Here is a 25,055-nt window from a genome sequence, read left to right on the forward strand (position 1 = left end):
GTTGTCCGCGGCCTATTCGGCAGGCGTTTCTTCCAGATGCCCCGGAAGCTCGCCGTGTGCGAAGTCGGTATCGGTGTAGTGCTCCCCCAGCCGCGGCTGGCGCTCGCCGGTCCACATGGCGCGGAACAGGCGGGCGATATCGACCCCGATTGCGTACATGGCCGGGACCAGCAGCAGGGTCAGGAAGAGCGCGAACACCACCGCAAAGCCCAGAGCCACGACCATCGGCTTGAGGAACTCGGCCTGGGTCGAGGTTTCCGCCATCATGGGGAAGATGCCCAGGAAGGTGGTCACCGAGGTCAGCAGGATCGGACGGAAACGCTGCACGCCGGCGTCGACCAGGGCTTGGAAGGCACCCACACCGTTGGCCCGTAGGCGGTTCACGAAGTCCAGCAGCACCAGGTTGTCGTTGATCACGACCCCCGCGGCTGCCCCGACACCGAAGTAGGAGAACAGGGCGATCGGCATGTCGAACAGGAAGTGTCCGAAGATCGCACCCGTCAGGGCGAACGGGATCGCCACCATGATGGCCAGCGGCTGGAAGTAGGACTTAAAGGCCACGGCCAGCAGGATGTACATCGAGCCCAGGGCCAGGATGAGCAGGTTGATCAGCTCGGCAACGAACTCGCGTTCGCCTTCGGCCTGACCGATCTCGTCGCGCGACAGGCTTGAGAATTGCGCGTCAAAGGTCGGGAAAAAGTCCTCGTTCAGACTCTGGTTGATGTCGCCGCGTGCGGCTGGATCGGACAGTTCGGCCGACACGGTGACGGTGCGCATGCCGTTGCGGCGGTTGATCCGGTTCAGACCCGGGGCGAAATGCGCCTCGGCGATCGAGGACAGCGGTACTTCGCGGCCGTCGCTGGTGCGGATGCGGATCTCCTGCAGCGTATCCAGCGAACGGCGGGAGGCTTCGTCCATGCGGACGATAACCCGTACATCCTGGCCGTCACGCGGCAGGCGCTGGGCCTCTTCACCGTAGAAGGACTGGCGCACCTGGCGGGTAACGTCCTGCAGGGTCAGGCCCAAGGCTTGTGCGTTCGGGCGCAGGCTGAACTGCAACTCCTCGGTCGAGGTCTGCAGACTGTCCACCACGTCATAGAGCGTGTCATAGCTGCGCAGTTGCTCTTTCAGGACATCTGCCGCTTCCCGAAGGGTCGCCAGATCCGGGTGGGACAGGGCGAAGGTCATGCGGCTGCCGCCATCATTGATGGTGGAGTCCAGGCGCACTTCCTCAGCATCCGGAATCGGGCCCAGGAATTCGCGGATTTGTTGAGCGACCTCTGCCGTGGGCAGATGGCCCGGACGTTCGGCCGGCGTGGCCAGCTCGATCCAGGCACGCACTCGCCCATCCGACGCGATAGTGGAACGGCTTTGGACCATGTCGGTCTCGCCGGGGTACTCCTGGCGATAGTATTCCAGAGCCTCTGCCTGAGCATCGTCCAGCTGCTGGCGAACCTGTTCGGTCCGGTTCCAGGGCGTGCCCTCGGCCAGCTGGATATTGACCTGGATCGTTTCGTTCTCGATCTGCGGCATGAAGACGGAACCCACGCGGTTCGTCATCAGCAGGGCGATCGAAACGAAGAAGATCATGAAAAAGCCGACCAGTGTCGCATACCGGTTACGGATCGCCAGTTTCGCGGTCGGCCGGTAGACGTTGCGGGCGAACCAGATCAGCGAGTTGGCGATCGACCGCTGGAACTTGATCAACGGGCCGAAGAAGCCTTTCTCGGACTGCGGCTTAATGTGCGACAGGTGGGCCGGCAGGATCAGCAGGGACTCGATCAGCGAGAAGGCCAGGGCGGCGATCACGACCAGCGAGATCTGACGGGTGAACTGCACTTCCGGACCGGTCAGCAGCATCCATGGCGAGAACATCATGATCGTCGTGATGACAGCGAAGACGACCGGTTTGGCCACCATCTGGGCGCCGATGATCGAGGCCGTCAGGCCCGGTTCGCCGCGTTCGACCCGGTCGTGGATGTTTTCCCCGACCACGATGGCGTCGTCGACCACGATCCCGATCACGATCAGGAAGGCAAACAACGACAGCATGTTCAGGGACACGCCCATCATCGGCAGGATCAGGAAGGCGCCGCCGAACGCGGTGAAGATGCCGATCGTCACCCAGAGCGCCACGATGGGGCGCAGGAAGAGGAAGAGCGTGATCAGAACCAGGATGCCACCGAACAGGGCCGAGCTGGAAATGGTCTCCATGCGGTCGGAGTACATTTCCGAATTGTCCCACCACAGCGAGATGCTCACGCCTTCGGGCAGTTCGGCCTGCTTGCGTTCGATGTAGCCGTGGACAGCGGCGGCAGTGTCGACGACGTCGATGCCGGGCGACTGCTCGACCACGATCAACACCATGGTCTCGCCGTTGTAGGTGGCTTCCATATTGCTGTCGACGAAGCCGTCGGTAACCCGGGCAACGTCATTGACGCGCAGCGTGCCGCCGGCGCTGGTTTGCCGGATGATGATGTTCTCGAACTCGGGTGCGGTATCGGCCAGCTGGCGCGCCGTCAGGCCGAATTCACCCAGCTCGGTCCGCACGGTGCCGGCGGAGGCGTTGAGGGACGACGCCCGCACCGCCCGCACGATCTCGTCGAAGGACAGATTGTAGCGGCGCAGGTTTTCCTCTGAGATCTCGATCGAGACCTCTTCGCCCCGTGATGCCCAGAGATTGACGATGGAGGCGCCGGGCAATTGGGCAACTTCGTCGCGGACTTCGCGGCCGATCGCCTGCAGGTCACGGCGGTCGATATCGCCGTGGACGGCAAAGCCGACGACCTGTTCCTGGTTGCGCCACTGCGACACGATCGGACGGTAGGCCGATGGCGGCAGGTTGTTCACCGAGTCGACTTCAAGCTTGATGTTGTCGATGAACTCGCCGATGTCGACGTTGCGCTTGCCCTCGATATTGACGAAGCCGACGCTTTCACGGGCGGTCGAGGTGATCGTCTCGATCCCGTCCATGTCCGCGAGGGCTTCCTCGATACGGACGACAATCTGTTCTTCGATATCCTGCGGCGAGGCACCCGGCCAGGAGACCGAAACCGTTGCACCGTTGAAGGACGCCGTCGGGAAGACTTCCCGGTTGAGCATGTTGTAGCCTAGGAAGCCGCCGACGATGGCGACGATCATCAGGAGGTTGGCGGCGACGGAATTGCGTGCCCACCAGCTAACGATGCCCCCGGGCACCTGGTCGTGTGTCTTGTTGGGATCGGTCATGACCGCTTCCTCTCCTGCCTTCGGGCCTAACCGGCGCTCGCCACGGCGTTCTCGCCGTCGGCAATGCTTTCACCGGTTTCCTCGCCTTCCGGCGCTTCCTCATAATTGGCCGAGTAGTCGGCGAGCTGTTCGCCACCGGCATTGTAGGTGTGAACACGCATGCCCGTGCTGGCGCCGCGGATCGGCGAGACCACAACCAGGTCGCCCGCTTCGACACCGCTGGAAACGATGACGCGCTCGGGGCTGGAGTCGATGATGTCGACCGTGTGGATTTCCAGCGTGCCGCCCTCGCGGACGATATAGACGCTGTCCTCGCCGCGCAGGGCGTTGCGCGGGATGATGTAGGCACTGTCGACTTCGCGACCCTGGATGGCAGCGTTGACGAACAGGCCGATCGCCAGCGGAGCGCCATCATCGGCACCCGAGCCGTAAGGATCGGTCACTTCCGCGATCGCGTACAGGACGCGGGTCTGCGGATCGATGGCACTGTCCGTGCGCGTGATGCGGCCTTCCCACTCGTGATAGCCGCCGGCAACGGTCGCAGACAGGACCACCGGGACGCCGCCGCGTTCATCATTGGCGGCGTTGTAGGCGACGGGGATGCCCAGCAGTGACAGGTCATGATCGGTCAGCGGCAGGCGCACCATCACGGTGTCGGTCGCGAAGACTTCACCCAGATTGGTGCCCGGCGAGACATACTGGCCAAGGCCGGCATTCTTCGAGCGGACCCGTCCGGCGAACGGTGCAGAGATGCGCGTGCGCTGCAGGTCCAGGCGGGCCGATTGCAGGGCTGCCTGGGCCGCGGCCAGCTGGGCGCGCGCTTCCGCGAGTTGCGGCTCGCGCAGGGTCAGGGCCGAAGCCTGGCCTTCGCCCAGCTCTTCCCACTCGCTGGCTGCCAGTTCGGATTCGGCCTGTTCGCGTGCCAGCGCCTGCTGGGCCTGGGCGACCTGGGCAGAGGCCCGGGTGACCGCCAGACGGTAGTCGGCATCATCGATCTGGATCAGGGTTTCACCGGCTTCGAAGAAACCGCCCTCGATGAAGTCGGGGTTCACGAATGTGATACGGCCCGCCACCTGCGGCACGAGGTTGATCTGGTTGCGCGGCTGGGCCTCACCCTGGGAGTCGACAGTGAGGGCAATTTCGCCCCGCTCGGCTTCCGCGACAAAAACGGCGACCGGCCGCGGCGCCGAATTGGCCCGCTGCGGCTGCGGTTGCGTTGCGAACAGCATGAAGAGAACTGCAACACCGACGACGGCAACACCGCCGATGATGACGAAACGTCCGATGAGCTTACCCATGATTATTCTCCTGTCGGGGCGGCCGGGTCTGCGGACTGGGCCGCGGAGAAATCGCCGGCGATGGCGAGATAGAGGTCGACACGATTGGCCGCGCGCTCGCGGCGTGCCGAGATGTACTGGCTTTCGGCGCTGATACGCCGGGACTGGGCGTTGAGCAGGTCGAAAATCGTGGCTACGCCGCTTGCATACTGGCGGATCACGAGATTTTCGGCCTCGGCGGCCTCTTCATAGGCCTGGCGCAGATTATCCACGCGCTGGGCCAGGATCGCGTCCGCGTCGATCGCGTTTTCGGCTTCCTGCCAGGCGGTCAGCACGGTCGAGACGTAGCTGGCCAGCTGACCTTCGGCATTCGCCTGGGCCTGGTCCCGGGCGCCGCGCAGGGCGCCGCCATTGAAGATCGGGCCTGTCAGGTTGGCCGTCAGGCTGGAAACCAGCGAGTCGAGGTCGAACATGTCGTCGACATCCGCGCCGGCCGTGCCCGAACTGCCATTGAACGACAGGCTGGGATAGAGCGCCTTGCGAGCGGCATCGGCGCGCAAGCCGGCTGACTGCAGGCGGCGCTCGGCGGCGCGCACGTCGGGACGGCGCGTCAGCAGGGCTTCCGGCGTACCGATAGCGCCGACCAGGCCCAGTTCGGGGAAGTCGCCTTCCGGAGCGAGGCGGGCAGCGGGGTAGCGGCCGAGCAGCGCTTCGAGGCTGCGCGAGGCCGCCGCTTCGGCGCGGCGGCGCGAGGCCAGGGCCGCTTCGGATGATGATAGGGCCGAGCGGGCCGTGCGCACGTCGGAGCTGCGGACCAGGCCACGGGCAAAGCGGCGTTCTGTGAGGTCGAGCGAGGATTGGCGGGTTGCCAGGTCGCGTTCGGCCAGTTCGGTCTGGAGATGCGCCTCGATCAACGAGAACCAGCCCTTGGCAACCAGGCCGGCCACGGACAGCTGCGAGGCGCGAACATCGTCGGCGGCCGCTTCGGCGTCCAGCGCACTGGCGTTCGCGCCGTCGGCGACCCGGCCCCACAGATCGGCTTCCCACGCGGTCGACAGACCCAGCGAAAAGCTGTCACTGCCCGAGCCGGTGTTGCGCTCGGTGCGGGTGTAGTCCATCCCGCCGTTCAGTGAAGGCAGACGGTCGGAACCGGCAATCCGTGCCGAAGCCCGCGCCGCGCGATAGCGGGCGAAGGACTGGTTGAGGCTCGGATTGGCGTCAAACGCCTCGTCGATGAGTGCGGACAGCCGGGCATCGCCCAGCTCGGCAACCCAGTCCTGGGAAGCCTGCGCACCCGTATCCCTTGGTGCTGCGGCCCATTGCGCCGGTGCGTCCGGAAGACCATCCCCGGCCTGGTAGGCCGGAAGGCTGGCGCAGGACGCCGTGGCAAGGGCTGTAGCCAAAACTAACAAACTTTTACGCATGCGTTGTCCCCGCACGTCACGATCTCGATGATTTTTGCATCCTAGAAAGGGCATCTCGAAAGTCAACAGATTTTTATCGAAAAACACTAAATCTATAGCGAATGGCATGAAAACTCTCTCGATTCTCGAGATGCAATCCTGGTGCGTCCCGGTTTCCGGTGGCGTGACGGCTTCGCGTGGCACTGCGAATATGCGATAGAGCTTCACCTAGCCCGTGGGCACTTATTTTTTTGTTAGATGCCCCGGCTTGCCGGATCGGATGCAAACGGAGTCAGAATGAGGCAGCCTTCTGCAGACGAACGGCCCCTGATCCGGATCCGGCGCCGGGATACGGCAGCCGTTGCCGCCCTTGGCGCGATCGTCATCCTCTTGTTCTGGATGTTCGGTGAGCTCGGCTTTGTCGAAACGATCGCTGCCATCGCGACTATAGCAGGATTGTCGACCTTTTATTACCTGACCGTGTCGACCACGCTGAACCCTGCGCGGGCTCCGGACGTGGATGACAATGCGCCGGCACCGGTGGATCCGCAGGCGCGTGCCCAGCACATGCTTGACAGCCTGCCGATCCCTGTCCTGCTGATCGGGGCAGGTGGCCGGATCGAGCTGGCCAATCCTGCCGCGCGGGAATTCCTCGGTCTTGGTTCAGCGGCGGGACACCTGTCGGCCGTGCTGCGTCAGCCGCAGGTGCTTGAAGCGGTCAGTACGGCGCTGCGCGGCCAGGCCGTCGACCCCGTCGAATACTCCATGATGGCGCCGGTCGAGAGTCATGTGCGGGCCTTCGTGGCACCACTGCGCGCCGAGGATGACCGGGTGATGCCCTGGCGGGCCATGCTGGTCCTGTCCGACGAAACCTCAATCAAGCGCGCCGACCGCATGCGGGCGGACTTTCTGGCCAATGCGAGCCATGAATTGCGTACGCCTCTGGCCTCGCTCGCAGGCTTCATCGAGACCCTGCGCGGGCATGCGCGTGATGACAGCGAGGCGCGCGAGCGCTTTCTGGGCATCATGTTCGACCAGACCGAGCGCATGCAGCGTCTGATCAACGATCTCCTGTCCCTGTCTCGCGTCGAGATGGACGAGCACGTGCCGCCCAGCCGCGAGACGGATCTGTCGGCCCTGGTCGAGGATGCCCGCGACCATCTGCGTCCGCAGCTGGAGGAGAAGGCGATCCGCCTTACCGTCAGCAAGCCCGCCTCGGCACCCGCCATTGGCGACCGCGATCAGCTGATGGAAGTGCTGCTCAACCTGATCGAGAACGCGATCAAATACTCCCCGGAAGGCTCTGCCGTGCAGATCGAGATCGCCGGACCGCTGATGCGCGACGAGGCCGAACGTCCCGAGCTGGTACTGGGCGCGCAGGCCAGTCGCCTCACACTGGCCGCTCCGGCCTCGGAGCCGCGCGAACGGTATTTTGCGATCCGTATTCGCGACGAGGGCAAGGGCATAGAACGCCGCAACCTGCCGCGTTTGTCCGAGCGATTCTATCGCGTCGATGGCCAGAAAAGCGGTCCGAAGGAGGGAACCGGGCTCGGGCTGGCCATCGTGAAGCATATCGTGAACCGCCATCGTGGCGGCTTCACGGTCGAGAGCGCGCCGGGCGAAGGGTCTGTATTCTCCGTCTTCTTGCCGGTCCCCGCCGCCATGCGCGAGCAGGCCTGCGAAAGCGTCTGAAGCTGGCGCCTGCAAACTGGCCGTGCGTTGTCACAAAACCGTAGCGACTCTGTCATAAACGGGGGTCGCGACACCCAGTATCTGTCACGCCTGCCGCGCAGCCAGCCCGAAGCCGGACGTCCGAAGGACACCTTGAATGTCAGTGATCGCCATCGTTGCTCTCATGGTCATCGTCATGCTGGCGGGCGGATTCTATGTCGGCCGGGCGCGGGCGATCGGCGCGGTGAAGGGCAATACGGTCCGTCTGCACTCGCTACCGAATTATCATGGCTATTATGTCGCGATCTGGACCGGTCTGCCGGCTTTCCTGCTGCTTGCGGCCTACAGTGTTTTCGGCGGACAGGTCGTCGAGCGCCTGACCTTCTCCGAGCTTCAGCGCGAGGCCAGCGCTCTGAACGCCCGTGTTGACGAGCGCCTTCTGTCAGATGCCGAATATGAGGAATTTCGTGGTGCCGCCCTGCAACTGCGTGAACGTGTCAACGCCATCGGCGATGACATGCAGCGTCTGCGCAGCGCCCGTGGCGATGAGCGCGACCCTGCCCGTTTCGAACAGTTACAGCAGGACCAGCGCGAGACGCTGAATGCCGCAACCGCGGCCGAAGAGGCTGCGATCGCCCGGCGCGCCGAACTGGTCGCAGCCGTTGGAAGCGAGGCCGAGGCAGCGGGCGCGTCGATGCGCCAGCTTGCCGGTTTCGAGCTCGTCCAGGCGCCGCGCGAGCAGCGCCAGCTCTTCCTCTCGGATGCCATGCAGATCGCCAACGGGGCACTGTCCAGCCGCGAGAGCGCCGAGCTGAACGCCGCCGCCCGTATCGTCGCCCGCTACCAGGACCGTATCCGCTATTTCGTGGCCGTTCTGGCGCTCGTTTTTGCTGCCGGTGGCCTGCTGCGCACGCGCAACCAGGTCATCCCCGAATTCCGTGCCCGCAATCATGTCGAGCGGCTGATCACTGGCCTGCTCCTCCTGTCGTCCGTGCTCGCAATCCTGACCACGGTGGGCATCGTCTTCTCGCTGCTGTTCGAGAGCATCCGTTTCTTCTCAACCGTTCCGATCTCTGAATTCCTGTTCGGCCTGCAGTGGTCACCGCAGATCGCACTGCGTGCCGACCAGGTTGGCCAGTCCGGCGCGTTCGGGGCTGTGCCGCTGTTTGCCGGTACGGCGCTGATCACGCTGATCGCGATGGCGGTGGCCGTGCCGATCGGTCTTCTGTCGGCCATCTACCTGTCCGAATATGCCGGTCCGCGCTTCCGCGCGACGGCCAAGCCGGTACTGGAGATCCTCGCCGGCATCCCGACCGTGGTCTACGGCTTCTTTGCGCTGCTGACGGTGGGCCCGGCGATCCGCGGCCTGTTTACCTGGATCGGTTTCGACGATGTGGTGACCCAGAGCGCGCTCTCGGCCGGACTGGTGATGGGTGTGATGATCATCCCCTTCATCTCCTCGCTGTCCGACGATGTGATCAATTCCGTGCCGCAAACACTGCGCGACGGCTCCTATGCCATGGGCGCGACGCGTTCGGAGACGATCACCCGCGTCGTGATGCCGGCCGCTCTGCCGGGTATTGTCGGCGCGATCCTGCTGGCCGTGTCGCGCGCTGTCGGCGAGACGATGATCGTCGTCATGGCGGCGGGGCAAGGCGCCAATCTGACCGCAAATCCGCTGGAATCGGTGACGACCATCACCGTGCAGATCGTCATGCTGCTGACGGGCGACCAGGAATTCGACAGCCCCAAGACCCTGTCGGCCTTTGCGCTGGGGCTCGTCCTGTTCGTCATCACCTTGATCATGAATGTCATCGCCCTGCGCGTGGTGCAGAGATACCGGGAAAAATATGACTGATACGTCCGACACCACGTCCATTCGCGATGCGGTGAGCCGTCAATTGCCGCGGCGCTACCGGGCCGAGCTGCGCTTCCGCGCGGCCGGACTGGCAGCCGTGGCGTCGGCTGTGGGCATCCTGGTAATTCTGCTGATCTCGATCCTGTCCCAGGGGCTGCCCGCTTTCACCGTCAACCAGCTGGTCCTGCCGGTGCATCTCGACCGCTCCGTGGTCGATCCGGAAGGCGATGCCAGCGAAGCCTCACTGCGTCGCGGCGCCTACAGCCGCGTCCTTCAGGACGCGATCCGGGCCGAGTTTCCCGAGGTCACGGCGCGCCGTGACCTGCGCGCCCTGTTCGGACTCTATACGCCGCTCAACGCGACCCGGTTGATGGATGCCGTGCTCGCGGATCCGTCTCTGGCAGGTGAGACTTACACGTTCCGCATGCCGATCGCCGATGATCTTGATCTCTATCTCAAGGGGCGGCTCGTCGAGGACCGGACGCTTTCGACCGACGGTCTCCTCACGATCGAAGGTGCGGCCGACGGTTTGGTGCTGCGCTCAAGCGCGCCGGACTTCTCCAGTCTGGTCGAGGACGCGATGGCGACCATGCGGGCCGAAGCCACGGCGCTGGATGCGCGGGCCGAGCGGGCGCGCAATCTGGCGGCCGAGCTCGAAGGAAGCGACGCCGAGGATGCGGTCTACGAAGCCGAGCGCCTGTCGGCCCAAGCCCAGGCGTTGCGCGAGGAGCTGGTGGAAAATGACGGCCGGATCGAGCTGAACCGGGACCTGCCCACCATCCTCGTCGAGTTGAGCGGCGTCGCCGTCCGGTTGACCGCGCTGGACGCAAACGGGCGCTCCGCCAGCGGTGAAGCGATGCTGGGGGACGCTGCAGGCATCTCCGGCGCGTCGGACTGGACACTTTACGTGATCGATACGCCGGAAAGCCGCCGCCGGGTTTCCGACCAGTCAATCGTCTGGACGCGGGCGCTGGAGGCACGCGGCCTCGTGCGTACCGACTTCAACACCTATCTCTTCAGCAATGCCGACAGCCGCGAGCCGGAACTGGCAGGTGTGAAGGGCGCGCTGTTCGGCTCGATCCTGACCATGCTGATCGTTATCTGCCTGTCGGTGCCGGTCGGTGTGTTCACCGCGATCTATCTGGAAGAATACGCGCCGAAAAACCGGCTGACCGACCTGATCGAGGTCAATATCAACAATCTGGCTGCTGTCCCCTCCATCGTGTTTGGCCTTCTGGGCCTGGCGGTCTTCATCAACGCGTTCGGATTGCCGCGTTCGGCGCCGCTGGTTGGCGGCCTGGTCCTTTCGCTGATGACGTTGCCGACCGTGATCATCGCGTCGCGCGCTGCCCTCAAGGCCGTGCCGCAATCGATCCGCCAGGCGGCGCTCGCTGTCGGTGCCTCCAAGACGCAGTCGGTGTTCCACCATGTGCTGCCGCTGGCTGCGCCGGGCATTCTCACCGGTTCCATTATCGGCTTGGCCCAGGCGCTGGGTGAAACCGCGCCGCTGCTGATGATCGGCATGGTCGCCTTTATCGCCGACGCGCCCACGCTGGGCCTTGAAGGCTTGACCCAGCCGGCGACGGTGATGCCCGTTCAGGTCTTCCTGTGGTCCGACGGTGCCGAGCGGGCCTTCGAGGCGCGCACTGCGGCCGCTATTCTTGTTCTTTTGGCGCTGATGATCGGCTTCAATGCCCTGGCGATCTATCTGCGCCGCCGTTTCGAGCGGAGATGGTAACCCCATGCCCGACAACCAGCCCCACACCCTCGACCAGAATGCCGGCTTCGGCGAAACCGAGCCGCCGATCAAGGTGGTCGCGCGGGATGTCTGTGTTGCCTATGATGGCAAGCAGGCTCTGAACGATGTCTCGATCGACATTCCGGACCGCTCGGTGACGGCCTTCATCGGTCCGTCCGGGTGCGGCAAGTCCACTTTCCTGCGCTGTCTCAACCGCATGAATGACACGATCGAGGGGGCCCGGGTGACCGGCTCGCTGAAGATTGACGGCGCCGAGGTGAACGACAAGTCGATCGACCCCGTTGTGCTGCGCGCCAGCGTCGGCATGGTGTTCCAGAAGCCCAACCCGTTTCCCAAGTCGATCTATGACAATGTCGCCTATGGTCCGCGCATTCACGGCCTGGCCCTGTCGCGTGACGATCTGGACGGGATCGTCGAGGGCAGTCTGAAGAAGGCCGGTCTGTGGGACGAGGTGGCCGATCGCCTGAATGATCCGGGCACCAGCCTGTCCGGCGGCCAGCAGCAGCGCCTGGTGATTGCCCGCGCGATCGCGATCAATCCGGAAGTCATCCTGATGGACGAGCCGTGTTCGGCGCTCGACCCGATCGCGACGGCCAAGATCGAGGAACTGATCGACGAGCTGCGCGAGAATTACTGCATCATCATCGTAACCCACTCGATGCAGCAGGCCGCCCGCGTGTCCCAGCGAACCGCCTTCTTCCACATGGGCACGCTGGTCGAATTCGGCCGCACCGAGGACATCTTCACGAACCCGCGCGATCCGCGCACGCAAGACTACATCACGGGGCGTTTCGGCTAGGGCCGACGCCAGATGAGGAGGTAGCGCAATGGCGCTGTCCAGGACCGCACATATCGTCACCGCCTATGGCGAGGAGCTCGACCAGCTGGCCGACGAACTCGCCCGCATGGGCGGCATGGTGGAAACCCAGCTGGAAACGGCGCTTGCTGCCATTGTCCGCCGTGATGCCAGCCTTGTTGCCGGCGTGCGCGAGCGCGAGAAGCAGGTCAACGCGATGCAGGACGATGTCGAAAAGCGCGTGCTGCGCCTCTTCGCCCTGCGCCAGCCGCTGGCCACAGACCTGCGCATGACGATTTCCGCGCTGAAGGTCGCCAGCGATCTCGAACGCGTCGGTGATCTCGCCAAGAATATCGCCTATCGGGCGGAGGACCTGGCCGAATACGCGCCGCTCTCCCTGCTCGACCAGGTCGAGCGGCTCGGTGCGATTGTCGTGAAACAGCTGCACGAAGTGCTCGATGCCCTGTCGTCGGCCGATGTCGAACCGGCGATCCGCGTTTGGCGCACCGATGACGAGGTCGACGAACGCTACAACGCGCTGGTGCGGCAGATGCTGATAAGCATGACCGAAGACCCGGGCCAGGTAGAGCCGGGTGTTCACATCCTTTTTGTGGCGAAGAATCTCGAACGTATCGGCGACCACGCGACGAATGTCGCCGAGGCTGTACACTTCATGGTGACAGCCGGGCCGCTCGAGCCAGACGACGCCAAATCTTGATGACCTTGATCGTGGAGATGGAACGATGAAGCCTCAAGTTCTCGTGGTTGAAGACGAAGACGCCCTCGCCACCCTGTTGCAGTATAATCTGGAAAAGGAAGGCTATCAGGTCTCCGTCGCCGGTGACGGTGAGGACGCCCTGATCCAGGCCGAGGAGACCACACCGGATCTGGTGCTCGTCGACTGGATGCTGCCCAAGGTCTCAGGGATCGAGGTCTGCCGCCGCCTGCGCGGCCGCCAGGAAACTGCCAATGTGCCGATCATCATGCTCACCGCCCGCGGCGAGGAGACCGACCGGGTGCGCGGGCTCGATACCGGCGCTGACGACTATGTCGTCAAACCCTTCTCGATGACCGAGCTCTTTGCCCGGATCCGCGCCGTGCTGCGCCGGATCCGCCCGGGCCTCGCCGAGGATGTGATCACCGCCGGTGACATCACGATGGACCGCGTTGCGCACCGCGTGAAACGCTCCGATCGCGAGATCCATCTCGGCCCGACGGAGTTCCGCCTGCTGGACTACCTCATGCAGCATCCCGGCCGGGTCTTCTCGCGCGAGCAATTGCTCGATGCGGTCTGGGGTTCGGATGTCTATGTCGAGGCGCGCACGGTGGACGTTCATGTCGGCCGCCTCCGCAAGGCGCTGAACACCAAGGAAGAGCGCGATCCCATCCGCACCGTCCGCTCCGCCGGCTACGCTTTCGACGTCAACGCCTGACCATCTGCGTATTCGGCGACCAGAAAGTCGATGAGCGCGCGCACTTTCGGCGCGCGCTCGCGATGGGCGGGATAGACGGCGTGGATATGCTGGTCGTCGACATGCCAGTCCGGCAGGATGCGCTGCAGCCTGCCGGCGGCCAATGCTCCACTGGCGACGAAGTCCGGCAGAAGGACAATCCCGCACCCGGCGATCGCTGCCGTGCACAGCGCAATTGAATTGTTGATGCGCTGATTGCCGGCGACGACAATCTCGACGGGTTCGTCGCCGCGCCGGAAGACCCAGTTGTTCGGCTGTGCCGCCATTGTGAAGACGAGACAGTTATGGCTGGTCAGCGCGTCCGGCGTTTCCGGCGTTCCGTGGCGGGCCAGATACGCGTCTGAAGCACACAAGAGCCGGTGCAGCGGGCGCAGACGCCGCGCTTTCAGGCTGGAATCGGGCAGGGAGCCGCTGCCGCGCAGCGCGACATCGAACCCGTCTTCCAGCAGGTCGGCTTGCCGGTCGTTGAACTCGACATCCAGGATCAATTCCGGATAGCGCTGCTGGAAGCGCGGAAGCCGTTCGGCCAGGTCTGTGAGGCCAAATGACATGGGGGCGGAGATGCGCAGCCGCCCGCGCGGCGACGCATCGGATCCGCTGGCGGCTTCATCCGCGTGAGCAAGCGCTTCCAGGATCTCCACCGCCCGGTCGTAATAGGCCTGCCCGGTATCGGTGAGCCGGAGTTTCCGCGTGGTGCGCACGAGGAGCTGGGCGCCGAGTTCCGCCTCCAGGGCGCTGACGGTCTTGCTGACCCCGGCATTGGACAGATCGAGATCGCGCGCCGCTGCGCTGAACCCGTTCAGCTCCACCACACGGCGGAAAACCTGCAAGGCGCGAAACTTGTCCATTCTTCACTCTCGGTAAAAAGAGTTCTCGATAATGCCATCTTTGTCTTCCCCTGTGAACGAATAAATACGGGAGCGCCGGATCGGTCCGGCGACAAATCCCGGAGGACGACATGAGACATTTCCTGATCGCCAGCCTGCTGGCCCCGCTGACAGGCCTGGCTCCGGCCCTGGGCCAGGATAGCGTCGGCACCAGCCCCTGGGGCCCCGATGACGAGCTCGGGCGCCTGAACCTGATGACCGACGGCAGCCGTGCAGCGATCCTGGGCCGGATCGCCGGCGGCCGCGCCTATGACCTGTCGGTCGAGTATTTTATCGGCATGCCCGGCTGGCACGCGGCCGGCGACCCCCGTTACCAGATCTGGATGACCCACACGCCGCGCGGCACCGCGGTCGACGATCCGCTGGGCGTTGGCGACGCACAGAACGGGCATGTGTCCTACACGGGCGCCGCGGTCTCGATGTACACCCACACCGGCACGCATATCGACGCGCTCAACCATTTCGGTGTCGACGGGCGGATCTGGAACGGCTTTTCGGCCGACGAGCATCTCGGCGACCGCGGTTGGCAGGTGACCGGCGCGGAAACCATTCCGCCCATCATCGCCCGCGGCGTGATGATCGATGTCGCCGCAGCGCTCGGCGTCGAGCGGCTGGAGGACGGCTACCGCATCACGCGTGCCGATCTGCAGCTGGCACTGGAGCGGCAGGGCACGCCGCTGCACGAAGGCGATGTGGTGCTGATCCGCACCGGCCGCATGCAGGACTATGAGACGGCGGCGCGCTATATGCACAATCCGCCGGGCCTGGGCATGGGTGCGGCGCGTTTCCTGGTCGAGGAGGGCGGTGCGATGATCGTCGGTGCCGACAATCTCAGCCTGGAAGCCTTCCCGTCCGAAGTGCCCGGAAACTATGTTCCGCTGCACACCTACCTGCTCGCCCAGCACGGTGTTCCGATCATGGAACTCGTCAATCTGGAAGGGCTCGCCCGGGACGATGTTCACGAGTTCGCATTCATCGGCGGATCGCTGAAATTGCGCGGGGCCGATGCCGCGCCGATGCGTCCCGTCGCCCTGCCGGTGGAGTAGTTCATGCCCCGTACCTTTGACATTCTCTTGACGGCGTTGGCGCCGGCGATCTGGGGCAGCACCTATCTGGTCACCACCCAGTGGCTACCGGACGGATACCCCGTCACCCTCGCCCTGCTGCGGGCCCTGCCCGCCGGGCTCCTCTTGCTGCTGTTCGTGCGCCGACTGCCGGCCGGCGTCTGGTGGGGCCGGGCCTTCGTGCTCGGTGCGCTGAACTTCACGGTGTTCTGGATCTGCCTCTTTGTGGCCGCCTACCGCCTGCCTGGCGGGATCGCCGCCACCGTCGGTGCCGTCCAGCCGCTGATCGTGCTGGGCCTGGCCCGGCTGGCACTGGGCACGGCCATCCGCCCGCTCGCCGTGATGGCGGCCGCTGGGGGGCTGGCCGGCGTGGCCCTGCTCCTGGCATCGCCGCAGGCCGGCTTCGACCCGATCGGGGTGCTTGCGGCCCTGGGCGGCGCGGGGTCGATGGCTGCAGGGACCGTGCTGACCCGGCGCTGGGGCCCGCAGGTTCCGCTGCTCACCCTGACCGCGTGGCAACTGACCGCGGGCGGGCTTCTGCTCCTGCCCCTCGCCCTCCTTGTCGAACCGCCGCTGCCCGCGCTGGACGCCGGGCATATCGCCGGTTTCGTCTATCTGGCCGTGATCGGTGCGGCGCTGACCTATGTTCTGTGGTTCCGCGGCATTGCCCGGTTAGGCCCGTCGGCCGCAACCATGCTGGGCTTTTTGAGCCCGGTCAGCGCGGTCGCACTGGGCTGGGTGGTGCTGGGCGAGCGGCTGGATGCGGTCCAGTTCGCCGGCGCCGGTCTCGTTCTGGCCAGCATCTGGCTCAGCCAGCGTGCCGCCCGTGCCCCGGCCGTGGCCTTGTCTGCAAAGCAGGGAGGCGCAGCATGAAGCGGATCGCTGTATTCGGTGCGGCCGGGTCTGTCGGGCGCTGTGTCGTGAAGGAGGCGCTCGAGCGGGGCCATGAGGTCACCGGTGCCGTACGCAACCCTCAGCGCGCGGCCGGCTTGCCGGGGCTGACAATTCCCGCCTTTGCCGAGGCGAGCGACGGGGCGGCGATCCGGGCCGTTCTGCGCTCCCAGGATGCCGCCGTCATGGCGCTGCGTCCGCCTGCCGGACGGGAAGCTGAACTGGTTGGCTATACCCGCACACTGCTCGATGCGGCTCTGGAGACCGGCGTGCCGGTGGTGATCGTGGGCGGGGCGGCAAGCCTGCGCTTTCCGGACCAGCCGGCCTGGACCGTGCTGACCCGGCCGGGCTTTCTGCCCGATGCCGTGCGGCCCATCGCGCAGGCCTGTCAGGCCCAGCGTGAGGCGGTGCTGTCGACGGGCGGTGAGGGGTGGTCCCATATCTGTCCGCCTGCCAGCCTTGAACCGGGCCGCCGTACGGGCCGCTACCGGCTGGGAACAGACATGCTGGTAACAGGAGAAGACGGCCGTTCCGCCATCTCGGTCGAGGACTTCGCCATTGCCATCGTCGACGAGGCCGAAAGCCGCGCTCATGCCGGGCGCAGCTTCACGGTCGGCTGGTAGAGGTGCCGGGCGGGCTTATCGACAGCCCGCCCGGCTGGCTCTAGGTTCGCTCCTGTGTTCGGCAAAAGGTGCGCGATGAAGGCGGGTTGGTTTTGTACTGCGGCAATCGCGATTGCGCTTTCGGCCTGTGATGGCGGTGCCGGGTCGGCCGCGCTGGAGCTTCCGGTGGGTGGGCACAGGGACGCGCTTGTTGTCGACGCACCGCCGGTCGCGCGCTGCATGAATCTGTCCGGGGCACTGGAAGCCGAATACGAGGGCGCCTGGGGTTATACGATCGAGTTCGATCATATCGACGCGATCGCCGGGGCCGGTTTCGACACGATCCGTCTGCCCGTGCGCTGGTCGGCGCATCTGGACGCAGGTAACCGGATCGATCCCGCCGTTCTGGCCCGGGTCGATGCGATTATCGATCATGCCCTCTCGCGCGGGCTGACCGTGATCGTCGATGTCCACCATTTCGACGCCCTGATGCGCGATCCCGAGGGCCGTCTGCCGCAACTGGCGGCGATCTGGCGGCAATTGGCCGAACACTATGCCGGTTATCCCGAGACGCTGATCTTCGAACTGCTCAACGAGCCGACCGACCGCGTCAGCGCGGCCCAGGTCAATGCCATCAATGCGCACCTGCTCGACCTGGTCCGTGCAGTCTCGCCGGAGCGGTGGGTGATCCTGTCCTCGGCCCGCTGGAACAATATCGAGGGCCTTGTGCAGACCGAGGTGCCTGCGGACGATCCGCGGGTCATGACGACGGTGCACTATTACTCGCCGTTCGAATTCACCCACCAGGGCGCGCCCTGGTCCAATCAGTCGCGCACGGGTGTCGAATGGGGCGGTCCGGCCGACGAGGCGGAACTTGCCCGCGATTTCGACATCGTGGCGCAGTATGCGCAGGCGCAGAACGTGCCGGTCCTGGTCGGCGAATTCGGTGTTTATTACGAAGTGCCCGAACATCTGCGCGCGCGCTGGGTGGGGGCGGTGCGCCACGCCTCGGAAGAGCGCGGCTTTGCCTGGTGTCACTGGGGTTTCGCCACCACCCTGCGGGCCTATAACCGTCGTACGGACAGCTGGATCCCCGAAATGCGCGAGGCGCTGGTGGGCGAGCGGCGCGACTGATCTTTCATTCGGGAGCGCGAAAAGAAAACGGCCGCCCCGAAAGAGGCGGCCGCATTACCGGACCCGAGGGTGAGGGCAGGGCCGGTTATCAGAAATTATAGCGCCGGGTTGCGGCGATCGCGTCGAGCGCGGCACCGGCATCGCTGGTGCGGCGGCGGCGTTTTGCGCTCGGCTGGTAGGCCATCGAGGAGTGGGCCTCGCAATAGGCATTGCCGCCGGCGGTCTTGCGGCCGCAGAAGCGGAACTCCGCCTGGGCGGGGTCGCCGATCGGCCACTTGCACATCGAGTCACGCAGGGTGAGCACGGTGGCAAACTCGCCAGACGGCAGGACGGCAGGCTCCACCGGCGCCGGCTTGGGAGCGGCCGGGGTCGGAGTCGAGGGGGAGGGACGCGACACCGGGCGCTGGGCCGGCGCGGTGGAAGCCGTTGTGGTGCGCGGACGGGAGGGTTTAACAGTGCGGCGGGCCGGGCGCGACGGGGTCGCGCGGCCTGACAAACCGAGGCGGTGGACCTTGCCAATCACGGCATTACGGGTCACACCCCCCAATTGTTTGGCAATCTGACTGGCGCTCAGGCCTTCCGACCAAAGCTTCTTGAGTTGCTCGACGCGTTCGTCAGTCCAGGCCATCGCACTCATCTCCTGAGTTGGATGCGCTTCATTGCCTTGAATGTCGGCTGGGAGCGCATATCTCAATTCATGTTTAATTACACTAGATATTGTACCCGCGCTAACTGAGGCCACAAGATCGGGGGATGACCATTCCTGTGGAAAGCTCACTTGCACGCCTAATCGTTAACGCGGATGGTTACCGGGATCTTAAGGGTAATTCGATATGAGTAACGCCAGTTTAACCGGCCTTAACGAGCCCAGAAAATTCGGCTTTATCAATTGGTTAGGTTTGTGGACGCTGTACAAGAAGGAAGTGCGGCGTTTTCTCAAGGTTTACACCCAGACGGTCGCTGCACCGGTCGCAACGACGCTGCTTTACATGACCGTCTTTGCCGTCGCGATCGGCTCGCGGCGGGGTGATGTGAACGGTATCCCCTTCATCGAATTCCTCGCGCCGGGCCTTATCCTGATGGGCCTGTTGAACAATGCCTTCGCCAATTCGGGCTCGTCTATCCTGGTGTCCAAGGTGCAGGGCAATGCGGTGGACTTCCTGATGCCGCCGCTGTCGGCGCTGGAATTGTCGATTGGCTTCATTGCTGGCGCGATGACGCGCGGCATCATGGTGGCGGGGGTGACGGCGGTGACGCTGATCCCCTTCATGAACATCATGCCGCAGCACTGGTGGGCGGTTCTCTATTTCGGGATATCGGCCTCGGCCATGCTGGGCATGGTCGGTGTGATCGGCGGTCTGTGGGCCGAGAAGTTCGATCACATGGCGGCCGTGACGACCTTCGTGATCACGCCGCTCACCTTCCTGTCGGGCACTTTCTATTCGGTCACGGCGCTGCCCGAGCCGATCGCCACGATCAGCCATTTCAATCCCTTCTTCTACATGATCGACGGCTTCCGGTACGGCTTCACGGGCCATGCCGACGGCGACCTCGCCATCGGCGCGGTGCTGGTGCTCGCGATCAACCTTGCACTGGCCGCGGCCTGTTATCTGCTCTTGCGAGCAGGCTGGCGCTTGAAGAGCTGAGCGCGGAGGCCTAGACGAGTATCAAAGGCGTCCGAAAACGGGCGCCGCGATGCTTTTGGAGGACCGTATGCCCGCCCCGATGATGGACACCTATTCGCCGCCCGATCTCGTGTTTGACCACGGTAAGGGAACCCGCCTGTATACCGAGGCTGGCGATGCCTATCTGGACTTCATTTCGGGCATTGCGGTGAACTGTCTGGGCCATGCCCATCCCAAGGCTGTCGCCGCCCTCAACGAGCAGGCCGGCAAACTCTGGCACCTGTCCAACATGTTCAAGGTGCCCAAGGGTATCGAACTGGCCGAGAAGCTGTGCGCGGCGACTTTCGCCGACCGGGTCTTCTTCACCAATTCCGGTGCCGAGGCGATGGAATGCGCGCTCAAGACGGCGCGCCGCTATCACTTCGTGAACGGCAATCCGCAGCGCTATCGCATCATCACCTTCACCGGCGCCTTCCACGGCCGCACTTTCGGCGCGATCAATGCCGGCGGCAATCCGAAATACCTCGAGGGCTTCGGCCCGGCGATGGAAGGTTTCGACCAGGTCGAATTCGGCGATCTGGATGCCGTGAAGACTGCCGTCACCGAAGAGACCGCGGCGATCTGCGTCGAACCGGTGCAGGGCGAGGGCGGTGTGCGCGCACCGGAAGACAGCTTCCTGCGCGGCCTGCGCCAGATCTGCGACGAGCACGGCCTGATGCTGATCTTTGACGAGGTCCAGTCGGGTGCCGGCCGGACCGGCAAGCTGTTCGCCCACCAATGGGTCGAAGGCGCCGAGCCGGACATCATGGCCGCAGCCAAGGGCATTGGCGGCGGTTTCCCGATGGGCGCCTGCCTGGCGACGGAAGCGGCCGCGGCCGGCATGGTTGTTGGCACACACGGCTCGACCTATGGCGGCGGCCCGCTGGCCATGGCGGTCGGCAATGTCGTGTTCGACGAGCTGACTTCCGACGGCTTCATGGATCATGTGGTCGAGGTCTCCAACTATCTGAGCCAGCAATTGCACGGCCTCATGGATCGTCATGGCGACAAGATCGCCGAGATTCGCGGCAAGGGTCTGCTGGTCGGTGTGAAACTGAAAGACGGTTTCGACCCCAAGAAGCTTGCGGGACTGGCTCGCGATCGCCATCTCCTGGTCGGCGCGGCGGGTGACAATGTCTGCCGCATGGCGCCGCCGCTGATCATCACCAAGGACGATGCCAGCGAGGCGGTGGCCGTACTCGACGAAGCGCTCGGCGCACTCGAGGCCAGCTAGTCCAACCCTTGCCGAACGGAGAAACGGCGTGAGCGATCCGCTTGGAGAGCATGATAATATCGTGGCCGGTTTCCAGGTTGAGGGACGGGCCGTGCGCGGCCGTGTCTGCCGTCTGGGCTCAACGCTGGACGCGATCCTGTCGGCGCACGCCTATCCCGAACCGGTAGCCCATCTGCTCGGCGAGGCGGTGATCATCGCCGCCCTCGTCGGCGATGCGCTGAAGTTCAACGGTCGGCTGATCGTGCAGGCGAACGGGTCGGGTCCGATCCGCTTTATCGTGGCTGAATATGTCAGCGGTGAGGGCGTGCGCGGTTTTGCCAAGATCGACCGCGAGGGCGTCGAGGCCGTGCTGGCCGAAAATCCGCCCCGCGATACGCTGATGGAGCGTCTCCTGGGCAAGGGCGCTTTCGCGATGACGCTCGACTATGGCCCCGACAAGGACCAGTACCAAGGCGTCGTTCCGCTCGAGGGCACGTCCCTGTCGCAGGTCGCGGAAGGCTATTTCGCCCAGTCCGAACAGACACCCACCCGCCTGCGGATCGCCATCGGCGAAAGCTGGAAGGAAGGCGAGGCCCGTACCTGGCGTGGCGGCGGAGCCATGCTGCAACAGGTCGCCGGCGACGACACCCGCGGCTCGGCCCAGGAAGACTGGGATCATGTCCGCGCGCTCTACGAGACTGTCGAAGACGCTGAGCTCCTCGATCCCGACCTCTCGGCCGGCAAGCTTCTCTATCGCCTGTTCAACGAAGATGGCGTGCGCCTGTTCGAACCCGCGCAGATCGCCCGGCGCTGTTCGTGCGAACGCGAGCGCCTGCTCGGCATCGTCGCCAGCTTCCCGCCGGAAGACCGCGCGGAAATGGAAACCGGCGGCGCCATCGTGATGACCTGCGAGTACTGCAACAAGGACTGGGGCTTCGGCCTCGAAGAGGTTGCGGCTGCGGCTGGTCGCTAGCGCATTTCCTAACCGCGAAACCGGTTCCCACTTTCGCTGGAAATGCCGGTCTCCAGTGGTCGCATTTCCGGATCACGAAACCGGTCCCACTTTCGCTGGAAATGCTCCTAGTTCCGCCAGAAGCGCGGGCTGAGGAAGACCAGGACCGCGATCACTTCCAGCCGGCCGATGAACATGTTGAAGGTCAGGAGCCATTTCTCCGGATCGGAGAGGGGCGCGAATGTCCCTGACGGACCGATGATCGGACCCAGGCCCGGACCGGTATTCGTCAGGCTGGTCGCGGCACCCGACAGCGCCGACACCGTGTCCATCCCCATCGCCGACAGTATTGCGGCGGTGATCGCGTAGACGGCGAAGAAGACAAAGAAGAAACCGAGCACCGAGTGGAGCGTTTTTTCATCCACTATGCGGCCGTTATAGTGCATCGGTATCACCGCATTGGGACGCAGAAGTTTCGCCAGGTAACGCCGCATCGCAGTGCCGGCGATCTGGTAGCGGAAGATCTTCACCGAACAGGTTGTTGAGCCGGCACAGCCGCCGATGAACATGAAGACGAAGAAGGCGGCCTGGGAGATCGGCCCCCAGGCGCCATAGTCCGCCGTGGCAAATCCGGTCCCCGTGATGATCGAGACCGAGTTGAAGGCCGCCTGCCGGATCGCGCCGCCTTCCTCGTGCGCGCCCGTCATCCAGAGCAGGACGGCCAGGAAAGCTGTCGCAACCGTCACCACAAGCAGAAAGCCGCGCACCTGGGCGTCGCGCCACAGGGCGACGGGCTTGCCGCGGATCGCCACGATGAAGAGGACGAAGGGCAGCGAGGCCAGGATCATGAAGACCGTGGTGATGATGTCCGCGCCCATGTGCACGTAATTGCCCATGGAATTGTCCGACGCCGAAAACCCGCCCGTCGAGATCGTCGACATGGCGTGGCAGAGCGCGTGCAGCCAGTTCATGCCAACCGCGATGAAGGCAAAGAAGCAGACAAGCGTCAGGACCAGGTAGATCAGCGAGATGCTGGCAGCGATCTGGGTTGCCCGCGGCAGGATCTTGTCGGACTTGTCGCCGGTCTCCAGCTGGAAGAGCTGCATGCCGCCAATGCCCAGCATCGGCCAGAAGGCCATCGCTGTCACAATGATACCGATCCCGCCGATCCATTGCAGGATGGCGCGCCAGAGCAGCAGGCCTTCCGGCCGGTAGTCGAGTCCGGTGATCACGGTCGCCCCGGTCGTCGTCAGGCCCGAGACCGCTTCGAAAAAGGCGTCGGTCCAGCTCAGCCCCTCGCCGGCGAGGCGCAGCGGCAACGCGGCACAGACGGACAGCGCCAGCCAGGCGCCGACTGTCAGGACAAAGGCCGTGCGGGGTGTGATCGAGTCGACCGGGCCGCGATTGACCAGCGCCGTGGCGCCGCCGATGAACATGCCCAGGATCGAGGAGATGAAGAAGGCGCTGGCGCTCTCCCCGTCGCCTTCGGCCGCATCCAGCATGGCCGGAAAGACCATCGCGGCCGCCAGCACGGCGACCATGATGCCGACCATGAACAGGACTTGTCGCAAGGATGTGGTCACGGCGAACCCCAGGAAACCGGCCGGTACTGCCGCATCAGTGCAGCTGGACCCGGTCGGTCGGCCGGTCGAGCGAGAAGCCGGGGATGATCGCGGCAAAACTCTCGCCATTGCGGCGGCGCATCTCATAACTGCCCTGCATGAAGCCCGACGGCGTGCCCAGCGGTGCGCCGGAGGTATAGCGGAAGCATTCGCCCGGCTCGATGACGGGCTGTTCGCCGACGACGCCTTCACCCTGGACATGCTCGGTACGGCCCATGGAGTCGGTGATTATCCATTTGCGGGCAAGCAGCTGCACGGCTTCATGGCCGGTATTCTCGATCTCGATCGTGTAGGCCCAGACATAGCGGCCCTCATCCGGATCGGATTCATCCTCCAGATAGTCCGGCATCACGCTGATCTTCACGCCGCTGCTCTCGTACTCGTACATGCTGCGCTTCCGCCCTCACTGCGCAGCCTTCAGGCGCGCTCCGGCGCGCATAATCCTCTTCGCGCGGGTCCGGCTCAACCCCCACGGTCAGCGCGTCTGGACAGGGCGCGGCAGATGGGGGACATGTGGTCGTCCCCGCTCGGTAACCGCACGGACGATCATGACCGCCTCCGGAATCCTGCCCGACCACCGGCTGAAAACCCTGTTCGACATTGGCGTGATTTCCGCTGACACGCCTGCGGCAGAGGGCCAGATCCAGCCCGCCAGTATCGATCTCAGACTGGGCAGCCATGCCTGGCGGCTGCGGGCGAGCTTCCTGCCCGGGCCGGGCAGGACCGTGTCGGACCGGCTCAATGAAGACGTCGTCATGCACACGGTCGATCTGACCAATGGAGCGGTGCTGGAGACAGGCTGTGTCTATCTCGCGCCCCTGCAGGAGCGGCTGAAACTGCCGCCGGGCCTCAGCGCCGCGATGAACCCGAAGAGCTCGACCGGCCGGATCGATGTCTTCACGCGGGTGATCACCGATCATGGCGTCGCCTTCGACCAGGCGCCGGCGGATTATGACGGCCCGCTGTATGCCGAGATTTGCCCCTGTACCTTCTCCATCCTTGCCCGCACGGGCGACCGGCTCAGCCAGATCCGCTTCCGTGAAGGCGCCCATGTGCCGCTGCGCGATGTGACGGTCAGCGTCGATCTGGCTGGTTTCGAGGACGGGATTGTGGGCTATCGCGCCCGCCGCCATGCCGGGCTGGTCGATCTGGCAAAGATCGGCGCGCATGAGCGCACGCGGTTCTGGGAGCCGATGTATGCGCCGGACCGCCGCTTGATCCTGGATCCGGGCGAGTTCTACATCCTGGCGTCGCGTGAAGCCGTGTCGATCGGCGCGGAAGAGGCGGCGGAGATGGCCCCCATCGCCACCGAGATCGGCGAGTTCCGCGCTCACTATGCCGGCTTCTTCGATCCCGGCTTCGGCATTGCCGAGGCGGGCGGGACCGGCTCGCGTGCAGTGCTGGAAGTGCGCGGCCGCGACGTGCCCTTCATTCTCGAACACGGTCAGCCGATCGCCCGGCTGGTCTACGAGCCGATGCGCGAAGCGCCTGAAATCCCCTATGGCCGCGTGGCCTCGAACTATCAGGCCCAGGGACTGAAACTCTCGAAATTCTTCGTCTGA

General features: G+C 64.8%; 21 protein-coding genes. 14 read left to right on the plus strand and 7 right to left on the minus strand.

Going from position 1 to position 25,055, the window contains the following annotated elements; genetic code table 11:
• Positions 1-12 precede the first annotated feature (12 nt).
• From ACXAJV_RS04230 to ACXAJV_RS04240, 3 genes are read right to left on the minus strand one after another with little or no spacing between them, the layout of a single operon-like run.
• Positions 13-3,228 carry an efflux RND transporter permease subunit gene (locus ACXAJV_RS04230; protein WP_475082294.1) on the minus strand — a complete coding sequence of 1,072 codons (3,216 nt, stop codon included), beginning with the start codon at positions 3,226-3,228 and terminating at the stop codon, positions 13-15.
• Positions 3,229-3,254: 26 nt separating this feature from the next.
• On the minus strand, positions 3,255-4,526 hold the full coding sequence (locus tag ACXAJV_RS04235; protein ID WP_475082297.1) for an efflux RND transporter periplasmic adaptor subunit: 1,272 nt from the start codon (positions 4,524-4,526) through the stop codon (positions 3,255-3,257).
• A gap of 2 nt (positions 4,527-4,528) precedes the next feature.
• Positions 4,529-5,929: an efflux transporter outer membrane subunit gene (locus tag ACXAJV_RS04240; RefSeq protein WP_475082299.1), complete on the minus strand. Its 1,401-nt coding sequence runs from the start codon at positions 5,927-5,929 to the stop codon at positions 4,529-4,531.
• A 276-nt stretch (positions 5,930-6,205) separates the two neighbouring features.
• Between ACXAJV_RS04240 and ACXAJV_RS04245 the strand changes: the two genes are divergently transcribed.
• The 6 genes from ACXAJV_RS04245 (at position 6,206) to phoB (ending at position 13,425) form a co-directional block, all read left to right on the plus strand.
• Complete coding sequence (locus ACXAJV_RS04245; RefSeq protein WP_475082301.1) at positions 6,206-7,600, plus strand: sensor histidine kinase; 1,395 nt, start codon at positions 6,206-6,208, stop codon at positions 7,598-7,600.
• A gap of 136 nt (positions 7,601-7,736) precedes the next feature.
• The gene (pstC, locus tag ACXAJV_RS04250) at positions 7,737-9,437 is read left to right on the plus strand and encodes a phosphate ABC transporter permease subunit PstC (protein ID WP_475082303.1); all 1,701 of its coding nucleotides are present in this window, start codon (positions 7,737-7,739) and stop codon (positions 9,435-9,437) included.
• Positions 9,430-11,175 carry a phosphate ABC transporter permease PstA gene (pstA, locus tag ACXAJV_RS04255; protein WP_475082305.1) on the plus strand — a complete coding sequence of 582 codons (1,746 nt, stop codon included), beginning with the start codon at positions 9,430-9,432 and terminating at the stop codon, positions 11,173-11,175. Before pstC ends, pstA begins: the two co-directional genes overlap by 8 nt.
• Before the next feature lie 4 nt (positions 11,176-11,179).
• Positions 11,180-11,995 carry a phosphate ABC transporter ATP-binding protein PstB gene (pstB, locus tag ACXAJV_RS04260; protein ID WP_475082307.1) on the plus strand — a complete coding sequence of 272 codons (816 nt, stop codon included), beginning with the start codon at positions 11,180-11,182 and terminating at the stop codon, positions 11,993-11,995.
• Between the two features lie 28 nt (positions 11,996-12,023).
• Entirely contained in the window at positions 12,024-12,710 is a 687-nt protein-coding gene (gene phoU / locus ACXAJV_RS04265) for a phosphate signaling complex protein PhoU (protein ID WP_475082310.1), read from the plus strand.
• A gap of 25 nt (positions 12,711-12,735) precedes the next feature.
• On the plus strand, positions 12,736-13,425 hold the full coding sequence (gene phoB, locus ACXAJV_RS04270) for a phosphate regulon transcriptional regulator PhoB (RefSeq protein ID WP_271185596.1): 690 nt from the start codon (positions 12,736-12,738) through the stop codon (positions 13,423-13,425).
• On the opposite strand, the gene ACXAJV_RS04275 is transcribed toward phoB, so the two are convergent.
• Entirely contained in the window at positions 13,401-14,312 is a 912-nt protein-coding gene (locus tag ACXAJV_RS04275) for a LysR family transcriptional regulator (protein WP_475082312.1), read from the minus strand. The two genes, phoB and ACXAJV_RS04275, sit on opposite strands and share 25 nt — an antisense overlap.
• Before the next feature lie 110 nt (positions 14,313-14,422).
• Here ACXAJV_RS04275 and ACXAJV_RS04280 point away from each other — a divergent pair, with 110 nt between their 5' ends.
• From ACXAJV_RS04280 to ACXAJV_RS04295, 4 genes are all read left to right on the plus strand, one after another.
• The gene (locus ACXAJV_RS04280; protein WP_475082314.1) at positions 14,423-15,397 is read left to right on the plus strand and encodes a cyclase family protein; all 975 of its coding nucleotides are present in this window, start codon (positions 14,423-14,425) and stop codon (positions 15,395-15,397) included.
• Between the two features lie 3 nt (positions 15,398-15,400).
• Positions 15,401-16,288, plus strand: a complete 888-nt coding sequence (locus ACXAJV_RS04285) for an EamA family transporter (protein WP_475082316.1) — start codon at positions 15,401-15,403, stop codon at positions 16,286-16,288.
• Positions 16,285-16,929, plus strand: a complete 645-nt coding sequence (locus ACXAJV_RS04290) for an NAD(P)-dependent oxidoreductase (RefSeq protein WP_475082318.1) — start codon at positions 16,285-16,287, stop codon at positions 16,927-16,929. Before ACXAJV_RS04285 ends, ACXAJV_RS04290 begins: the two co-directional genes overlap by 4 nt.
• A gap of 75 nt (positions 16,930-17,004) precedes the next feature.
• Positions 17,005-18,042: a glycoside hydrolase family 5 protein gene (locus tag ACXAJV_RS04295; protein WP_475082320.1), complete on the plus strand. Its 1,038-nt coding sequence runs from the start codon at positions 17,005-17,007 to the stop codon at positions 18,040-18,042.
• An 88-nt stretch (positions 18,043-18,130) separates the two neighbouring features.
• Here ACXAJV_RS04295 and ACXAJV_RS04300 read toward each other — a convergent pair whose 3' ends face one another.
• Positions 18,131-18,670 carry a GcrA family cell cycle regulator gene (locus ACXAJV_RS04300; RefSeq protein ID WP_271185607.1) on the minus strand — a complete coding sequence of 180 codons (540 nt, stop codon included), beginning with the start codon at positions 18,668-18,670 and terminating at the stop codon, positions 18,131-18,133.
• Between the two features lie 205 nt (positions 18,671-18,875).
• On the opposite strand from ACXAJV_RS04300, the gene ACXAJV_RS04305 reads away from it, so the two are divergent.
• From ACXAJV_RS04305 to ACXAJV_RS04315, 3 genes are all read left to right on the plus strand, one after another.
• A complete protein-coding gene (locus tag ACXAJV_RS04305; RefSeq protein WP_475082324.1) occupies positions 18,876-19,688 on the plus strand; it encodes an ABC transporter permease in 813 nt (270 codons plus the stop codon).
• A gap of 67 nt (positions 19,689-19,755) precedes the next feature.
• Complete coding sequence (locus ACXAJV_RS04310; RefSeq protein WP_475082327.1) at positions 19,756-20,940, plus strand: acetylornithine transaminase; 1,185 nt, start codon at positions 19,756-19,758, stop codon at positions 20,938-20,940.
• Between the two features lie 28 nt (positions 20,941-20,968).
• Positions 20,969-21,892 (plus strand): Hsp33 family molecular chaperone, encoded by a 924-nt coding sequence (locus tag ACXAJV_RS04315; protein ID WP_475082329.1) that lies wholly within the window; start codon positions 20,969-20,971, stop codon positions 21,890-21,892.
• Between the two features lie 107 nt (positions 21,893-21,999).
• Here ACXAJV_RS04315 and ACXAJV_RS04320 read toward each other — a convergent pair whose 3' ends face one another.
• On the minus strand, positions 22,000-23,454 hold the full coding sequence (locus ACXAJV_RS04320) for a TrkH family potassium uptake protein (protein ID WP_475082331.1): 1,455 nt from the start codon (positions 23,452-23,454) through the stop codon (positions 22,000-22,002).
• Between the two features lie 34 nt (positions 23,455-23,488).
• Positions 23,489-23,881, minus strand: a complete 393-nt coding sequence (gene apaG / locus ACXAJV_RS04325) for a Co2+/Mg2+ efflux protein ApaG (protein ID WP_475082334.1) — start codon at positions 23,879-23,881, stop codon at positions 23,489-23,491.
• A 160-nt stretch (positions 23,882-24,041) separates the two neighbouring features.
• Between apaG and ACXAJV_RS04330 the strand changes: the two genes are divergently transcribed.
• Entirely contained in the window at positions 24,042-25,055 is a 1,014-nt protein-coding gene (locus tag ACXAJV_RS04330) for a 2'-deoxycytidine 5'-triphosphate deaminase (RefSeq protein WP_475082335.1), read from the plus strand.

The sequence above is a fragment of the Maricaulis sp. ABE4_448 genome (assembly GCF_056160825.1).

Bases quoted from the DNA above. Each gene is read 5' to 3' on its own strand.
- ACXAJV_RS04275 (WP_475082312.1), bottom strand. From the start codon at position 14,312: ATGGACAAGTTTCGCGCCTTGCAGGTTTTCCGCCGTGTGGTGGAGCTG.
- pstB (WP_475082307.1), top strand. From the start codon at position 11,180: ATGCCCGACAACCAGCCCCACACCCTCGACCAGAATGCCGGCTTCGGC.
- phoB (WP_271185596.1), top strand. From the start codon at position 12,736: ATGAAGCCTCAAGTTCTCGTGGTTGAAGACGAAGACGCCCTCGCCACC.
- ACXAJV_RS04240 (WP_475082299.1), bottom strand. From the start codon at position 5,929: ATGCGTAAAAGTTTGTTAGTTTTGGCTACAGCCCTTGCCACGGCGTCC.
- pstA (WP_475082305.1), top strand. From the start codon at position 9,430: ATGACTGATACGTCCGACACCACGTCCATTCGCGATGCGGTGAGCCGT.
- ACXAJV_RS04235 (WP_475082297.1), bottom strand. From the start codon at position 4,526: ATGGGTAAGCTCATCGGACGTTTCGTCATCATCGGCGGTGTTGCCGTC.
- ACXAJV_RS04245 (WP_475082301.1), top strand. From the start codon at position 6,206: ATGAGGCAGCCTTCTGCAGACGAACGGCCCCTGATCCGGATCCGGCGC.
- ACXAJV_RS04230 (WP_475082294.1), bottom strand. From the start codon at position 3,228: ATGACCGATCCCAACAAGACACACGACCAGGTGCCCGGGGGCATCGTT.
- phoU (WP_475082310.1), top strand. From the start codon at position 12,024: ATGGCGCTGTCCAGGACCGCACATATCGTCACCGCCTATGGCGAGGAG.
- ACXAJV_RS04330 (WP_475082335.1), top strand. From the start codon at position 24,042: ATGACCGCCTCCGGAATCCTGCCCGACCACCGGCTGAAAACCCTGTTC.
- apaG (WP_475082334.1), bottom strand. From the start codon at position 23,881: ATGTACGAGTACGAGAGCAGCGGCGTGAAGATCAGCGTGATGCCGGAC.
- ACXAJV_RS04300 (WP_271185607.1), bottom strand. From the start codon at position 18,670: ATGGCCTGGACTGACGAACGCGTCGAGCAACTCAAGAAGCTTTGGTCG.
- ACXAJV_RS04280 (WP_475082314.1), top strand. From the start codon at position 14,423: ATGAGACATTTCCTGATCGCCAGCCTGCTGGCCCCGCTGACAGGCCTG.
- ACXAJV_RS04305 (WP_475082324.1), top strand. From the start codon at position 18,876: ATGAGTAACGCCAGTTTAACCGGCCTTAACGAGCCCAGAAAATTCGGC.
- ACXAJV_RS04295 (WP_475082320.1), top strand. From the start codon at position 17,005: ATGAAGGCGGGTTGGTTTTGTACTGCGGCAATCGCGATTGCGCTTTCG.
- ACXAJV_RS04285 (WP_475082316.1), top strand. From the start codon at position 15,401: ATGCCCCGTACCTTTGACATTCTCTTGACGGCGTTGGCGCCGGCGATC.
- pstC (WP_475082303.1), top strand. From the start codon at position 7,737: ATGTCAGTGATCGCCATCGTTGCTCTCATGGTCATCGTCATGCTGGCG.
- ACXAJV_RS04310 (WP_475082327.1), top strand. From the start codon at position 19,756: ATGCCCGCCCCGATGATGGACACCTATTCGCCGCCCGATCTCGTGTTT.
- ACXAJV_RS04290 (WP_475082318.1), top strand. From the start codon at position 16,285: ATGAAGCGGATCGCTGTATTCGGTGCGGCCGGGTCTGTCGGGCGCTGT.